17 protein-coding genes are annotated in these 13,871 nt (G+C 63.6%); 15 read left to right on the top strand and 2 right to left on the bottom strand.

Annotated features, from left to right (window positions below):
- The first annotated feature begins 15 nt into the window (after positions 1-15).
- The 14 genes from rplF to ABIB73_RS34795 all read left to right on the top strand — a co-directional run bounded on the left by rplF (position 16) and on the right by ABIB73_RS34795 (position 10,456).
- Positions 16-549: a 50S ribosomal protein L6 gene (gene rplF, locus ABIB73_RS34860; RefSeq protein WP_027549201.1), complete on the top strand. Its 534-nt coding sequence runs from the start codon at positions 16-18 to the stop codon at positions 547-549.
- An 11-nt stretch (positions 550-560) separates the two neighbouring features.
- A complete protein-coding gene (gene rplR / locus ABIB73_RS34855) occupies positions 561-923 on the top strand; it encodes a 50S ribosomal protein L18 (RefSeq protein ID WP_007603036.1) in 363 nt (120 codons plus the stop codon).
- Positions 924-967: 44 nt separating this feature from the next.
- On the top strand, positions 968-1,558 hold the full coding sequence (gene rpsE, locus ABIB73_RS34850; RefSeq protein ID WP_211386649.1) for a 30S ribosomal protein S5: 591 nt from the start codon (positions 968-970) through the stop codon (positions 1,556-1,558).
- A gap of 25 nt (positions 1,559-1,583) precedes the next feature.
- Positions 1,584-1,778 carry a 50S ribosomal protein L30 gene (gene rpmD / locus ABIB73_RS34845; protein ID WP_063682061.1) on the top strand — a complete coding sequence of 65 codons (195 nt, stop codon included), beginning with the start codon at positions 1,584-1,586 and terminating at the stop codon, positions 1,776-1,778.
- An 18-nt stretch (positions 1,779-1,796) separates the two neighbouring features.
- A complete protein-coding gene (gene rplO / locus ABIB73_RS34840; protein WP_354231713.1) occupies positions 1,797-2,282 on the top strand; it encodes a 50S ribosomal protein L15 in 486 nt (161 codons plus the stop codon).
- Positions 2,283-2,430: 148 nt separating this feature from the next.
- Positions 2,431-3,762, top strand: coding sequence for a preprotein translocase subunit SecY (gene secY / locus ABIB73_RS34835; RefSeq protein WP_354231711.1), 1,332 nt, complete (start codon positions 2,431-2,433; stop codon positions 3,760-3,762).
- 285 nt (positions 3,763-4,047) lie between these two features.
- Positions 4,048-4,881: an adenylate kinase gene (locus ABIB73_RS34830; RefSeq protein ID WP_354231781.1), complete on the top strand. Its 834-nt coding sequence runs from the start codon at positions 4,048-4,050 to the stop codon at positions 4,879-4,881.
- Between the two features lie 187 nt (positions 4,882-5,068).
- On the top strand, positions 5,069-5,437 hold the full coding sequence (gene rpsM, locus ABIB73_RS34825; protein ID WP_354231709.1) for a 30S ribosomal protein S13: 369 nt from the start codon (positions 5,069-5,071) through the stop codon (positions 5,435-5,437).
- 122 nt (positions 5,438-5,559) lie between these two features.
- Positions 5,560-5,949 carry a 30S ribosomal protein S11 gene (gene rpsK, locus ABIB73_RS34820; protein WP_007603045.1) on the top strand — a complete coding sequence of 130 codons (390 nt, stop codon included), beginning with the start codon at positions 5,560-5,562 and terminating at the stop codon, positions 5,947-5,949.
- 112 nt (positions 5,950-6,061) lie between these two features.
- Positions 6,062-7,093, top strand: coding sequence for a DNA-directed RNA polymerase subunit alpha (locus tag ABIB73_RS34815; RefSeq protein ID WP_354231707.1), 1,032 nt, complete (start codon positions 6,062-6,064; stop codon positions 7,091-7,093).
- Between the two features lie 137 nt (positions 7,094-7,230).
- Entirely contained in the window at positions 7,231-7,647 is a 417-nt protein-coding gene (gene rplQ, locus ABIB73_RS34810; protein ID WP_354231705.1) for a 50S ribosomal protein L17, read from the top strand.
- Between the two features lie 327 nt (positions 7,648-7,974).
- Positions 7,975-8,763, top strand: coding sequence for an SDR family NAD(P)-dependent oxidoreductase (locus tag ABIB73_RS34805; protein WP_354231703.1), 789 nt, complete (start codon positions 7,975-7,977; stop codon positions 8,761-8,763).
- Between the two features lie 10 nt (positions 8,764-8,773).
- Positions 8,774-9,070 carry a DUF1330 domain-containing protein gene (locus ABIB73_RS34800; RefSeq protein ID WP_354231701.1) on the top strand — a complete coding sequence of 99 codons (297 nt, stop codon included), beginning with the start codon at positions 8,774-8,776 and terminating at the stop codon, positions 9,068-9,070.
- Between the two features lie 57 nt (positions 9,071-9,127).
- The gene (locus ABIB73_RS34795) at positions 9,128-10,456 is read left to right on the top strand and encodes a chloride channel protein (RefSeq protein ID WP_354231699.1); all 1,329 of its coding nucleotides are present in this window, start codon (positions 9,128-9,130) and stop codon (positions 10,454-10,456) included.
- A gap of 3 nt (positions 10,457-10,459) precedes the next feature.
- Here the strand turns inward: ABIB73_RS34795 and ABIB73_RS34790 are convergent, their stop codons facing one another.
- Positions 10,460-11,473, bottom strand: a complete 1,014-nt coding sequence (locus ABIB73_RS34790) for a zinc-binding alcohol dehydrogenase family protein (RefSeq protein ID WP_354231697.1) — start codon at positions 11,471-11,473, stop codon at positions 10,460-10,462.
- 123 nt (positions 11,474-11,596) lie between these two features.
- On the opposite strand from ABIB73_RS34790, the gene ABIB73_RS34785 reads away from it, so the two are divergent.
- Complete coding sequence (locus ABIB73_RS34785) at positions 11,597-11,980, top strand: winged helix-turn-helix transcriptional regulator (RefSeq protein WP_354231696.1); 384 nt, start codon at positions 11,597-11,599, stop codon at positions 11,978-11,980.
- Positions 11,981-12,040: 60 nt separating this feature from the next.
- Here ABIB73_RS34785 and ABIB73_RS34780 read toward each other — a convergent pair whose 3' ends face one another.
- The gene (locus ABIB73_RS34780; RefSeq protein ID WP_354231694.1) at positions 12,041-13,660 is read right to left on the bottom strand and encodes an OprO/OprP family phosphate-selective porin; all 1,620 of its coding nucleotides are present in this window, start codon (positions 13,658-13,660) and stop codon (positions 12,041-12,043) included.
- Positions 13,661-13,871 lie beyond the last annotated feature (211 nt).

Genomic DNA, 13,871 nt, shown 5'->3' with positions numbered 1-13,871 from the left:
AAGGATTTTTGATCCATGTCACGAGTTGGCAAAAGGCCGGTAGCGGTGCCGTCGGGTGTGACCGCGACCGTCGACGGGCAGACCGTCAAGATGAAGGGGCCGAAGGGCCAGCTTCAATTCGTTGTCCATGACGACGTCGAAGTGAAGCTCGAGAACGGCCAGGTCAAGGTGAACCCGCGGGTCGAGACCAACCGCGCGCGGGCGCTGTACGGTACCGCTCGCGCCCAGGTCGCGAATCTGGTCGAAGGCGTCACCAAGGGCTTCGAGAAGAAGCTCGAAATCACCGGCGTCGGTTACCGCGCCGCGATGCAGGGCAAGAACCTGCAGCTCGCGCTCGGCTACAGCCACGACGTGGTCTACGCGATCCCGGAAGGGATCACGATCACCGTGCCGAAGCCGACCGAGATCACGGTGACGGGCAGCGACATCCAGCGCGTCGGCCAGGTCGCCGCCGAGATTCGCTCCTATCGCCCGCCGGAGCCCTACAAGGGCAAGGGCGTGAAGTATGTTGGCGAATTCATCTTCCGCAAGGAAGGCAAGAAGAAGTAACGGAGCCGGTCATGTCGAAAGCCAAGGTTACGAATGCCCGGCGCAAGCGGAGTGTGCGGCTGAAGCTGCGCCGCTCCGGTGGCGGCCGTCCGCGCCTGTCCGTGTTCCGCTCGTCGAAGCACATCTACGCCCAGGTCATCGACGACCTGAAGGGCGAGACGCTGGCCTCTGCCTCCTCGCTCGAGAAGTCGATGCGCGACGGCGGCAAGACCGGTGCCGATATCGATGCGGCGAAGGCGGTTGGCAAGCTGCTGGCCGAGCGCGCCGCCGAGAAGGGCGTCAAGGAAGTCGTGTTCGATCGCGGCAGCTATCTCTATCACGGGCGCGTCAAGGCACTGGCCGACGCGGCGCGTGAGAGCGGGCTGAGCTTCTAACAGAATTTGAGGATTGAGGCGCAAGCCTCTGAAGGATTGGAAAAATGGCAGAACGCGAACAACGTGGTGGACGCGATCAACGCGGCGGACGTGACCGCCAGCAGCGCGAAGAGCGCGACAGCGAGTTCGTCGACAAGCTCGTCCACATCAACCGCGTGGCCAAGGTCGTCAAGGGCGGCAAGCGCTTCGGTTTCGCAGCGCTGGTCGTGATCGGCGATCAGAAGGGCCGCGCCGGCTTCGGTCACGGCAAGGCGCGCGAAGTGCCTGAGGCGATCCGGAAAGCCACCGAATCCGCCAAGCGCAACCTGACCCGGGTGTCGCTGCGCGAAGGCCGCACGCTGCATCACGACATCGCCGGCCGTCATGGCGCGGGCCGTGTCTACCTGCGTGCAGCTCCGGCCGGTACCGGCATCATCGCCGGCGGTCCGATGCGCGCCGTGTTCGAGACGCTCGGCGTCCAGGACGTGGTGGCGAAGTCGATCGGCTCGTCGAACCCCTACAACATGGTGCGCGCGACCTTCGATGCGCTGAAGCACCAGGATTCGCCGCGTTCGGTCGCAGCCCGCCGCAATATCAAGGTGTCCACCCTGCAGGCTCGCCGCATCGGCGGCGATGCCGAGGTGGCTGCCGACTAACGGAAGCTTTTCGGAGTAGACCATGATGGCCAAGGCCGCAAAGACGATCAAGCTTGAGCAGACCGGCAGCGCGATCCGCCGCCATCACTCGCAGCGCTCGACGCTGATCGGGCTCAAGCTCAACAAGATCGGCCGCGTCAGCGAATTGCCGGACACCCCGGCCGTCCGCGGCATGATCGAGAAAGTTCACCATCTCGTCCGCATCGTCGACGAGAAGTAAGAAACAAGGAGAAGGGCGATGAAGCTCAGCGATATCGCCGACAACGCCGGCTCGCGCAAGAAGCGTATGCGCGTCGGCCGTGGCATCGGTTCCGGCAAAGGCAAGCAGTCCGGCCGCGGCGGCAAGGGCCAGACCGCGCGTTCGGGCGTGCGCATCAAGGGTTTCGAAGGCGGCCAGATGCCGATGCATCGCCGTCTGCCCAAGCGCGGTTTCAACAACATCTTCCGCGTCGAGTTCGTCGAGATCAATCTCGACCGGCTCCAGGAAGCGGTCGATGCCAAGAAGGTCGACGCCGGCAGCGTCGTGAACGTCGAGACACTGGTGAAGGCCGGCGTGTTGCGCCGCGCCAAGGCCGGCCTGCGGCTGCTTGGCCGCGGCGAGCTCAAGGCCAAGCTCAACCTCGAAGTCCACGGCGCCTCGAAGACCGCGATTGCGGCGGTTGAGAAGGCCGGCGGCTCGGTGAAGATCCTCGCGCCTGCCAAGGAAGAAGGCGAGGCGGCGTAACAACTGCGTCATTGGCCCGCGTCTCGCGGGCCTTTACGCATGCGGGACGATGGACTTATCGAAGCCGAGTACCAGATAATGTCCGGCGTCCGCTAAAGTGCCCGGCCGCGGGTATGACGGCGTAAAAGGCGGCGGGAGAAAGTCCAATATGGCCTCAGCAGCGGAACAACTGGCAGCCAACCTCAATTTCGGCGCGTTCGCCAAGGCCGACGAGCTGAAGAAGCGCATTTGGTTCACCCTGGGTGCGCTGCTCGTTTATCGGCTCGGCACCTACATCCCGCTGCCCGGCATCGATCCCAATATCTGGGAGCAGGTGTTCCGTTCCCAGGCGGGCGGCATTCTCGGCATGTTCAACATGTTTGCCGGCGGCGGCATCCACCGCATGGCGATCTTCGCGCTGAACATCATGCCGTACATTTCGGCGTCGATCATCATCCAGCTCCTGACCACCGTCTCGCCGCAGCTCGAGGCGCTGAAGAAGGAGGGCGAGTCTGGCCGCAAGCTGCTGAACCAGTACACCCGCTATCTCACCGTGATCCTGGCCGCGTTCCAGTCCTATGGCATCGCAGTCGGTCTCGAAGGCGCCGGCAACGTTGTCAGCGACCCCGGGATGTTCTTCCGCCTCTCCACCGCGATCACGCTGACCGGCGGCACCATGTTCCTGATGTGGCTCGGCGAACAGATCACCTCGCGTGGCATCGGCAACGGCATCTCGCTGATCATTCTCTCCGGCATCGTCGCCGAGCTGCCGGCAGCGCTCGCCAACATGCTGGAGCTCGGTCGTCAGGGCGCGATGTCGACCGGCCTGATCCTGGTCGTGATCGTGATGGCGGTCGCCGTGATCGCCTTCATCGTGTTCATGGAGCGCGCCCAGCGCCGGCTCCTGATCCAGTATCCGAAGCGCCAGGTCGGCAACAAGATGTTCGAGGGCCAATCCTCGCATCTGCCGCTCAAGCTCAACACCTCGGGCGTCATTCCTCCGATCTTCGCGTCCTCGCTGCTGTTGCTGCCGACCACGGTTGCGAATTTCAACGCGGGTCGTGGGCCGGAGTGGTTCCAGTGGATCACGACCCAGCTCGGCCACGGCCGTCCGCTGTTCCTGATTCTCTATCTCGCGCTGATCGTGTTCTTCGCGTTCTTCTACACCGCGATCGTGTTCAACCCGACCGAGACCGCGGACAATCTGAAGAAGCACGGCGGCTTCATTCCGGGCATCCGCCCCGGCGAGCGCACCGCGGAATATATCGACTACGTGCTGTCGCGCATCACCGTGCTCGGTGCGATCTATCTGGCGATCGTCTGCTTGATCCCGGAAATCCTGATCTCCTACGCCTCGGTGCCGTTCTACTTCGGCGGCACGTCGCTGCTGATCGTCGTCAGTGTCACCATGGACACGGTGGCGCAGGTGCAGGGTTATCTGCTGGCCCATCAGTATGAAGGGCTGATCCGCAAGTCGAAGCTGCGCGGCCGTCGCCGCTGAAGGCGCGGCGTCCTCTCGGCGCGCGCCTCGACTCGACATCGCCGATTCGCCACGCCCGCGGGTGCGCGGTGTCCGCGAGGTGCAGGACCGACCGTTGGGGCGCATCGGCAGAACTGCTCTCACTGCGACGCAATCGCTGATTTCAAAGACCTTCTTGGTGTCCGGGCAGTCGCACCCCTATGATATGGGTGGCGGTGCGGGGCCGATTGTGGTTTGCACTGTTCTTGATCTTCAAAACAGCAGGTGCGCGACGTATCGCTCACCATATCGGGGGGGCGTACGCCGATGAGAATTATACTTCTGGGACCGCCGGGGTCGGGCAAGGGGACCCAGGCGCAGCTGCTGGTGCAGCGCTATGGCATCGTCCAGCTCTCGACCGGAGAGATGTTGCGCGCAGCCGTTGCGGCCGGAACGCCGGTCGGGCTGAAGGCCAAGGAGATCATGGCGAGCGGCGGCCTCGTGCCCGACGATGTCGTGGTCGGAATCATCTCCGATCGCATCGATCAGCCGGACGCGAGGCACGGTTTCATCCTCGACGGTTTCCCGCGCACCGTGCCGCAGGCCGAGGCGCTGGACGAGTTGCTCAAGCACAAACACATGAAGCTCGATGCGGTGATCGAGCTTCGCGTCAACGAGAGTGCGCTTTTGAGCCGTGTCGAGACACGCGTGGCCCAGATGCGGGAGCGGGGCGAGGACGTCCGGGTCGACGACACCCCGGAGGTGCTGACCAAGCGACTCGCCAGCTACCGCAGCCAGACGGAACCCCTGATTCACTACTATTCCGAGCGGCGGAAGCTTTCGACCATCGACGGCATGATGGCCATTGATGAGGTGACCCGCGCCATCCACCGCCTCCTGCTGGCGTTGGGGGCGATCGAGCCCAGGACGCACGCCAGGAGCGTGGCCAAGGCGGCACCCGCCAAGAAGGGGGCCAAGAAGGCCAAATCAGCCAAAAAGCCGGCGAAAACGGCAAAAAAGGCGGCCAAATCCGCTAAAAAGGCAGCCAAGAAGGCCGTGAAGGGTGCCAAGAAGGCGGCCAAAAAGGCCCCAAAGAAGGCCTTAAAAAAAGGTGCCAAAAAGGCCGCAAAAAAGGTCACGAAAAAGCGAGCTAAGCGCTAGCAGCGGTTGACGAAAGCCCCCTGAATCCCTTAATAAGCCCCGCATCCAAGTCGGATAGTTTCAGACGATGCCGGGCCCCAGGAAGACCGGGGGTGGGCGTCGTGTTCGCGTTTGTGAACACCTGCCCGAGAACACAAGAACTTAAAGCCGGATTCCTGACGAGGGATCGGCGACAGGAGAGAAGGCCGTGGCCCGTATTGCCGGCGTGAACATTCCCACCAACAAGCGCGTGCTGATCGCGCTCCAGTACATCCATGGCATCGGCGAGAAGATCGCCGGCGAGATCATGGAAAAGGTCAAGATCCCCGCGGATCGTCGCGTCAATCAGCTCAGTGACGCCGAAGTGCTTCAGATCCGCGAAGTGATCGACCGCGACTATCTGGTCGAGGGTGACCTGCGTCGTGAGGTCGGCATCAACATCAAGCGTCTGATGGACCTCGGCTGCTATCGCGGCCTGCGTCATCGTCGCGGTCTGCCGGTGCGCGGTCAGCGTACCCACACCAATGCGCGTACGCGCAAGGGCCCGGCCAAGGCCATCGCCGGCAAGAAGAAGTAAGTTTTCGAATCCAATCGCGGCGTGTGGCGGAAGGGGATGACCCGTTCGCCACGCGCCATTCGTTCCACAGGTGTAGCCGCTGGCATTACGGCGGCGTTTGAGATCTCCAGGAAAGGTACTCTATGGGCAAGGAAGCCACCCGCGTTCGCCGTCGTGAGCGCAAGAACATCGCCTCCGGCGTTGCGCATGTGAACTCGTCGTTCAACAACACGACCATCACCATCACCGACGCACAGGGCAATACCATTGCCTGGTCCTCCGCCGGCACGATGGGCTTCAAGGGCTCGCGCAAGTCGACCCCCTATGCCGCGCAGGTCGCAGCCGAAGACGTGTCCAAGAAAGCGCAGGAACACGGCATGCGTACGCTGGAAGTCGAAGTCGCCGGTCCCGGTTCGGGCCGCGAGTCGGCGCTCCGCGCGCTCCAGGCCGCAGGCTTCACCGTCACCTCGATCCGCGACGTGACCACGATCCCGCACAACGGTTGCCGTCCCCGCAAGCGTCGGCGCGTTTGATACGAGATCGCGGACGCCATTGTCGTCCGCGATGACTTTTTAAGAAGCCGCGGGTGCGACCTGCGGCCTTTCTCCAACGCCAGTGTCTGCAACGGCAGTTCGACTGGCCCGTATGGGTGAAACAGTGACGATCCAGAAAAATTGGCAAGAACTGATTCGGCCGAACAAGCTCCAGGTGTCTCCCGGCAGCGATCCGGCCCGTTTTGCGACCATCGTCGCCGAGCCGCTCGAGCGCGGCTTCGGTCAGACCCTCGGCAACGCGCTGCGCCGCATCCTTCTCTCCTCGCTCCAGGGCTCGGCGGTGCAGTCGGTGCATATTGACGGCGTGCTGCACGAGTTCTCCTCGATCGCTGGCGTCCGTGAGGACGTCACCGACATCGTGCTCAACATCAAGGACATCTCGATCAAGATGCAGGGCGAAGGCCCCAAGCGCATGGTCGTGAAGAAGCAGGGCCCGGGCGTCGTCACCGCCGGCGACATCCAGACCGTCGGCGACGTCGTGGTGCTCAATCCGGACCTCCAGATCTGCACGCTGGACGAGGGCGCCGAGATCCGCATGGAGTTCACGGTCGCGACCGGCAAGGGCTACGTGCCCGCCGAGCGCAACCGTCCCGAGGACGCGCCGATCGGCCTGATCCCGGTCGACAGCCTGTTCTCGCCGGTCCGCAAGGTCTCCTACAAGGTCGAGAACACCCGCGAGGGCCAGATCCTCGACTACGACAAGCTGACCATGACGATCGAGACCAACGGCGCGATCTCGCCGGATGATTCCGTGGCTTACGCGGCGCGCATCCTCCAGGATCAGCTCAACGTGTTCGTCAACTTCGAAGAGCCGCGCAAGGAAGTCGCCCAGGAGATCATCCCGGACCTCGCCTTCAACCCGGCCTTCCTCAAGAAGGTGGACGAGCTCGAGTTGTCGGTGCGTTCGGCCAACTGCTTGAAGAACGACAACATCGTCTACATCGGCGACCTCGTGCAGAAGAGCGAAGCGGAAATGCTCCGCACCCCGAACTTCGGCCGCAAGTCGCTGAACGAGATCAAGGAAGTGCTGGCCCAGATGGGTCTGCACCTCGGCATGGAAGTGCCGGGCTGGCCGCCGGAGAACATCGACGAGCTCGCCAAGCGCTTCGAGGATCACTACTGAGTTAGGCAAATGGGGAGTGGCGAATAGCGAATGACAACTCGCTACTCGCTACTCGCTATCTGGGCGAACGCAGGCAGCCCACCTGAGCAACATGTCCGACGAACCGTCGCGACGAATGGAATTCAAGGAATAGAAAAATGCGTCACGGCAAGGTTCATCGCAAGCTCAACCGCACCGCCGAGCATCGCCGCGCGATGTTCGCCAACATGTGCGCCTCGCTGATCAAGCACGAGCAGATCGTCACCACGCTCCCGAAGGCGAAGGAATTGCGCCCGATCGTGGAGAAGCTGGTCACTCTCGGCAAGAAAGGCGGGCTGGCCATGCGCCGCCAGGCCATCTCCGAGATGCGCGACAAGGATCAGGTCAGGAAGCTCTTCGACACGATCGCGACCCGCTACAAGGACCGCCAGGGCGGCTACACCCGCATCATCAAGGCTGGCTTCCGCTACGGCGACAACGCGCCGATGGCCGTGATCGAGTTCGTCGATCGCGACGTCGATGCCAAGGGCCAGGACTCCGGCCCGGTGCAGGCGAAGGAAGCCGAGGCGGCGTAAGCCGGGCGGCACTGATTTTGAGAAAGCGGCGCCCCTGGGCGCCGCTTTTTTGTATGTCGCGGCGATATCTCATGCCGCGCATGTTCGTCTTCGACGACGAGATCAAGCGCGTCATCACCCAAGGCATCGCCCGCGACCGGCCATAAGCTCAAGCCGCCGATGGCCTATGCCGGCCACGCCACCATGACGCCGCAGGATCTCGACGCCATCGTTGGGTTTGTCCGGTCGCGGCCGGCGCGCCAGTAGATCCTCACGCGTCGGTGAGGGGTGATTGAAGCTGCTTGTGCAGCGCACGATATCTCCCACCAACATCAATGGAGATGACGCATGAACATCGATCTTTCCGGAAAGACCGCGCTCGTGACCGGCTCGACCGCCGGGATCGGCCACGCCATTGCCAAGGGCCTTGCGGCCTCGGGCGCGAGCGTCGTGATCAACGGGCGCGGCCAGGACAAGGTCGATGCCGCCGTACGCAAGCTGGAGGCAGCGGGCGGCAAGGTGCGCGGTATCGCCTGCGACGTCTCGACCGCTTCGGGCTGCAAGGCGCTTGTGGCGGCACTGCCCGAGGTCGACATCCTCGTCAACAACGCCGGCATCTTCGAGCCGAAGGATTTTTTCGAGATTCCGGACGAGGACTGGAGCCGCTTCTTCGAGGTCAACGTCATGAGCGGCGTGCGGCTGTCACGCGCCTACCTCAAGGGCATGCTCAAGCGCAACTGGGGCCGCATCGTCTTCATCTCCTCGGAGTCCGGGCTCAACATTCCCGTCGAGATGATCCATTACGGCATGACCAAGACGGCGCAGCTCTCCGTCGCGCGCGGGCTGGCGCAGCTCACCCGGGGCACCAGCGTCACCGTCAATTCCGTGCTGCCGGGCCCGACCATGTCGGAGGGCGTCGAGACCTTTGTGAAGGATCTGGCCAAGCAGAACGGCCAGTCGGTGGACGAGGCGGCTGCGAATTTCGTCAGGCAGCATCGCCCGAGCTCGCTGATCCAACGTTTCGCCAGCGTCGATGAGATCGCCAACATGGTGGTTTACGTCGCCTCCAAGGAAGCATCCGCGACCAACGGAGCGGCGCTGCGGGCCGAGGGCGGCATCGTCAATACCATTGCCTGAGGCCGCGCGCATGCCGGCCTATGTGATCTCGGAGGTCGAGGCGCGCGATCAGGCCGCGATGGAGGCCTATCGCACGCTCGCAGCAACAACCATCGGGCAATATGGTGGCCGCTACCTCGTGCGCGGCGGCGCAACTGAAGTGGTGGAGGGCGGCCCGCCGCCCAAGACCATCGTCATCGTGGAGTTTCCGTCGATGGCGCGGGCGCGCGAATGGTACGCCTCGGCCGAATATGCCGAGGCACTGAAGCTGCGGCAGACGGCGCTGGAGCGGCGACTGTTGTTCGTCGAGGGCGTGATCCCCGCCTAGCTGGTCTGCCCGGCCGCGGGTTCAATTTGGGCCACAATCGGCTAAAACATCCGCTTCATGAATTGGACCCTGTCGACCCGCAACAAACGACGCGTCAGGCTGATATCCGCGCGATGGCAGCGGCGTGCGATCTTTCTGCTCGGCGGCATCGTGGTCGGAGGAGCCGCCGTCGCGTTGGCGCAGCTTGCCGACCTGGCGCAGCATGCCTTTGCGCTGCTGTTGACAAAGTCGCGCTATGCGGTCCTGGCCGTGACCCCGCTGGGCTTCATGCTGTCGGCCTATCTGACCATTCGCCTGTTTCCGAACGCGCAGGGGAGCGGCATTCCGCAGGCGATCGCCGCGCGCCATTTGACTGATCAGACGGCGCGGGAACGTCTGGTCTCGATCCGGATCGCGATCGGCAAGATCATCCTCACCCTGTTCGGCCTGTTGTGCGGCGGCTCCGTGGGCCGGGAAGGGCCGACCGTTCAGGTCGGCGCGTCCATCATGTTCGCGCTCGGGCGGGTCTCGCCGCGCCGTCAGCCCGGATTGATCCTGGCCGGCGCGGCCGCAGGGGTCGCGGCGGCCTTCAACACGCCGCTTGCGGGCATCGTCTTCGGCATCGAGGAGATGAGCCGCGCCTTCGAAACCCGCACCAGCAGCCTCATCATCGGGGCGGTGATAGCGGCCGGCCTGACCTCGCTCGCGTTGATGGGCAATTATGCGTATTTCGGCAGCAGCGCGGCGTCGCTTGCCCGCGGCACCGACTGGCTGGCGGTTCCGGTTTGCGGCGTCGTCGGCGGCCTGGCCGGCGGCATCTTCAGCCGTATCGTCATCGCCATGGCGCGCGGCTTCGCCCATCCGCTCGGGCGCGCAGTCAAGCGCTATCCTCTGTGGTTCGCGCTCGCGTGCGGATTGGCAGTCGCGGTCTGCGGCCTTGTCTCCGGCGATACGATCTACGGCACGGGGTATGATCAGGTGAAGACGGCCCTTGAGCATGGCGCGCCGCTGCCTCAGGATTTCGGCATCCTCAAGCTTCTCGCCACCACCTTTGCGGCGATCAGCGGCATACCGGGCGGCATCTTTTCGCCGTCGCTTGCCGTCGGCGCCGGCCTCGGCAGCAATATCGCATCTCTCTTCCACGACGCGCCGCTCGGCGCGATCATGCTGCTCGGCATGGTCTCCTATTTTGCCGGTGTGGTGCAGGCGCCGATCACAGCGTTCGTGATCGTGACCGAGATGACCGACAATCACGGCATGGTCGTGCCTTTGATGGCTGCCGCGCTGGTCGCGCACGCGACCTCGCGCCTGATCTGCGAGGAAGGCATCTACCACGCGCTCGCCAAGGGTTTTGTCGAGCGGGCGACGGTTGCACCTGAGGCGAAGCCGCCGCCCGCCTCGCACTGAAGCTTACCACCCTTCCAGCACGATCTTGCCGCGCGACTTGCCGCTCTCGAGCAACGCATGGGCGCGCTTGAGGTTGGCTGCATTGATCGTGCCAAACGTCTGGTCGAGCGTGGTGCGAAGCACACCCTTGTCGATGAGGTCGGAGACGTCGCCCAGCAGATGATGCTGCGCGATCATGTCCGGCGTCTGGAACGAGGAGCGCGTGAACATCGACTCCCAATGCACCGAAATCGCCTTGCCCTTAAACGCGCTCATGGTGAATTCCGGGGGATCGTCGATCAGGCCGAACTTACCCTGCGGCGCCATGAATTCGGCGATCGCCTTGTAGTGTTGGTCGGTGAAGGTGAGGCTCGCCACCAGCGCGACCGGCGGCAGCTTCAATTTCTCGATCTGCTCTTTCATTGGCTTGCCGTGGTCGATCACCGCATGCGCGCCAAGTTCGAGGCACCATTTTTGCGACTCCGGCCGCGTCGCGGTGGTCAGCACCGTCAAGCCGGTGAGGCGGCGCGCAAGCTGGATCAGGATCGAACCGACACCACCGGCGCCACCGGTGATCAAGAGCGTGCGCGGATCGACGCTCTTGCCCGGCACCGCACCGAGCCGGTCGAACAGCAGCTCCCACGCTGTGATCGAGGTGAGGGGTAGGGCGGCTGCCTGCGCAAACGAGAGCGACTTGGGTTTGTTGCCGACGATGCGTTCGTCAACCAGATGAAATTCGGAGTTGGTACCCTGCCGCAGGATCGAGCCCGCGTAGAACACCTCGTCGCCCGGCTTGAACAGCGTCACCTCGGGCCCGACGGCATCGACCACGCCGGCCGCGTCATAGCCGAGAATCTTCACCTCGCCCTCGGGCGGGGCGGCGCGTTTGCGCACCTTGTAGTCGACCGGATTGGCCGAGATCGCCTTCACCGTGACGCGGACGTCGCGCCCTTTTGGCTCGGGTTTTGCGGTCTCGAAATCGATCAGTGAATCCGCATCCTCGATCGGAAGCGATTTTTTATAGCCGACGGCCTTCATGCCTGTTGTCTCCATCAGATGGCTTGATCGCCTGACTTGTTACCTGTCGGGGTAGCTTCCATTTTGCAAGTACTGTAAATTCGGGGATATAGTCCCTGTTTGGATACTATTGGGAAAACGCGCATGAAACGACGCAATTTTGCCCACCGGCCCGGCTGCGCGGTCGAAGCGACGCTGGACCTGATCGACGGCAAGTGGAAGGGCGTGATCCTCTACCACCTTCAGAGCGGTACCCAGCGCTTCGGCGAATTGCGCCGCCTGATGCCGGGCATCACCCAGCGCATGCTGACCAAGCAGCTTCGCGCGCTGGAGGAAGACAGGCTCATCATCCGCAAGGTCTATGCCGAGGTGCCGCCGCGCGTCGAGTATTGCTTGTCCGAGCTCGGCGAGAGTCTGCGGCCGGTGATCGATATTCTCAAGGCCTGGGGCCAGAGCCATCAACAGGGGCTGTCCTGTGCGCCGGCGCCCAAGGCTGAGCCGGTCAGGAAACCGAAGCGCGCAGCGTGAATCCGGGAGCGGCGCGCTGCTCCCGGCTCTTGAGCCTCTTTGACTGAACGCGACTTCAGGTCAGAAAGCAACCTGAGTGCGCATGGCGACCGCATCGAACTTCGAGCCCGTATTCACCGCAGAGATGGAGCTCGCCTGCTTCGAGACGTCGCCATGCAAATAGTCCAGCATGAAGCGGACGTTGTTGTTCACGTACCAGTTCAGCGCGGCGGTGTAGATGGTTTGTCGTCCACCCGCGATGCCGGCTGCGGTCGCGAGCTGATCGTTCAGGTTCATCGTGCTCACGCGTCCGGCGATTTCCCAGGCGCCCCAGCCGCCGCCGGCGATTGAGAAGGGATTCGCGGGCTTGACACCGCCGTACGAGGCGCTCGCCGCATTGTAGGCACGCGTCTCGCCGGTCAGCACGTAGCCGACCTGCGCGTAGCCGCCATCGAATTTCAGGCTCGACGCGCCGAGCGGCGGCAGGCCTGTATTGGCAGTGCGGTCGACATTGAACCAATAGTACTCGCCCTGCGCGATGAACGAGCCATAGGTCGCAGCCGCCTCGACGCCGTAGACCTGTGCCCCTGATACGTTGGCGATCCCACCGGTCGAGATCAGCGTCGTCGGATCGATCCGCAGCTCGGGCCGGTCACTAAGCGTGAGCGTCTGCGCTTGCGTCACCAGATTACGCGGCGGCTGGATCAGCCACTCCGCATCGGCACCGATATGCACCGAGTAGCCGTTGCCGTTGATCGGGTTACCGGCGACGCGAACGACCGCGCCATATTGCTCGCTGGTGCCGGGCGGAGAGACGCTGGACGCAGAGTGGATCTGGCCCGTGGTCGGTCCGGTGACATAGGCGCCCATCCAGAGCTGGTCATTCCACCAACGAGTGCCGATGGCCGAACGGAAGTCGCCGGCCGCGATGTTCTGCGCGATGATGCCGGCCGAGGCGCGCTCCATGAACATGATGTCGTTGGAGCTGGTGGACTCGTCGAGCGTCCAGGGGATGTCCATGACGCCGGCTTCGATCGCCATCTTGCCGCCGAACGGCTTGAGACCGGTGTAGCTGAGATAGGCATTTTCGATGCCCGACGTCCCCCCGCCCGGCAGGAAGCCGACAGCGGTGGCGCCGGCCGCGCCGGTGCCGCCGAAGCCGTCAGAGGTGCCGCCGAAGTCGTAGATCAGGGAGTAATTCCAGTCGCCGAAGAACTTGCCGACGATGCCGATACGCGCACGGCGGACGTTCTCGCCGCTGTCGAGCTGTTGCGGCGTCGTCGCGGCCGTGTTGGGACGATAATTGTAACCGCCGACATCCCAGTGTACGCGGCTCGTGATGGCGACGCAGTTCTGCTCGTCCGCGGTGCAGATCGTCGGCCGGTTGTTCGGCATCGTCACCACGACGCCGGACGGCGCGACCGGTCCCTTGACCGGAATGGCCGCGTTGGCATTGGCGACGACCGCCTTCGCCTCCGAGCGCGCTTCGGCCTTCGCTTCGGCCTTGGTCTTCGCTGTCGCCGCCGTGTTTGCCGCGGTCTGGCTTTGGAGCTTGTCGAGCTTCTGCTCCAACATCTTCAACTGCTGTTTCAGCAGTGCGATCTCCTGATCACTATTGCTTGCTGATTGTGCCTGGGCTTGCGAGGCCGCCAGCGCGCCGGCGAGACCAATCGCCGCGGCTGCAATTCTTGTCCTGCTCACGTCACCACTCCATCGGTTAGACCAACTTCCCCAAGTCGCAACGGGAGAGCCTAAGAATGATCGATGACCGTCCCGCGACGGCGCGCTCCGGTTGCGCGGTTCCTACTGATGTAAATTCGCCGCAACCGAATCCGCCATCACCCAGAATGCAAGATGACGCGCATCATGCCAATCCACCGCCCCAGGCAAATTACCATTTCGCACGCTGGGC

This window comes from Bradyrhizobium sp. F1.4.3, assembly GCF_040548375.1.
GTDB lineage: Bacteria > Pseudomonadota > Alphaproteobacteria > Rhizobiales > Xanthobacteraceae > Bradyrhizobium.
This window is presented reverse-complemented; position numbering and strand designations above follow the sequence as displayed.

Excerpts from the sequence above, each read along its gene's own strand:
- rplF (WP_027549201.1), top strand. The coding sequence starts at position 16 with ATGTCACGAGTTGGCAAAAGGCCGGTAGCGGTGCCGTCGGGTGTGACC.
- rplR (WP_007603036.1), top strand. The coding sequence starts at position 561 with ATGTCGAAAGCCAAGGTTACGAATGCCCGGCGCAAGCGGAGTGTGCGG.
- rpsE (WP_211386649.1), top strand. The coding sequence starts at position 968 with ATGGCAGAACGCGAACAACGTGGTGGACGCGATCAACGCGGCGGACGT.
- rpmD (WP_063682061.1), top strand. The coding sequence starts at position 1,584 with ATGGCCAAGGCCGCAAAGACGATCAAGCTTGAGCAGACCGGCAGCGCG.
- rplO (WP_354231713.1), top strand. The coding sequence starts at position 1,797 with ATGAAGCTCAGCGATATCGCCGACAACGCCGGCTCGCGCAAGAAGCGT.
- secY (WP_354231711.1), top strand. The coding sequence starts at position 2,431 with ATGGCCTCAGCAGCGGAACAACTGGCAGCCAACCTCAATTTCGGCGCG.
- ABIB73_RS34830 (WP_354231781.1), top strand. The coding sequence starts at position 4,048 with ATGAGAATTATACTTCTGGGACCGCCGGGGTCGGGCAAGGGGACCCAG.
- rpsK (WP_007603045.1), top strand. The coding sequence starts at position 5,560 with ATGGGCAAGGAAGCCACCCGCGTTCGCCGTCGTGAGCGCAAGAACATC.
- ABIB73_RS34815 (WP_354231707.1), top strand. The coding sequence starts at position 6,062 with ATGGGTGAAACAGTGACGATCCAGAAAAATTGGCAAGAACTGATTCGG.
- rplQ (WP_354231705.1), top strand. The coding sequence starts at position 7,231 with ATGCGTCACGGCAAGGTTCATCGCAAGCTCAACCGCACCGCCGAGCAT.
- ABIB73_RS34805 (WP_354231703.1), top strand. The coding sequence starts at position 7,975 with ATGAACATCGATCTTTCCGGAAAGACCGCGCTCGTGACCGGCTCGACC.
- ABIB73_RS34800 (WP_354231701.1), top strand. The coding sequence starts at position 8,774 with ATGCCGGCCTATGTGATCTCGGAGGTCGAGGCGCGCGATCAGGCCGCG.
- ABIB73_RS34795 (WP_354231699.1), top strand. The coding sequence starts at position 9,128 with ATGAATTGGACCCTGTCGACCCGCAACAAACGACGCGTCAGGCTGATA.
- ABIB73_RS34790 (WP_354231697.1), bottom strand. The coding sequence starts at position 11,473 with ATGAAGGCCGTCGGCTATAAAAAATCGCTTCCGATCGAGGATGCGGAT.
- ABIB73_RS34785 (WP_354231696.1), top strand. The coding sequence starts at position 11,597 with ATGAAACGACGCAATTTTGCCCACCGGCCCGGCTGCGCGGTCGAAGCG.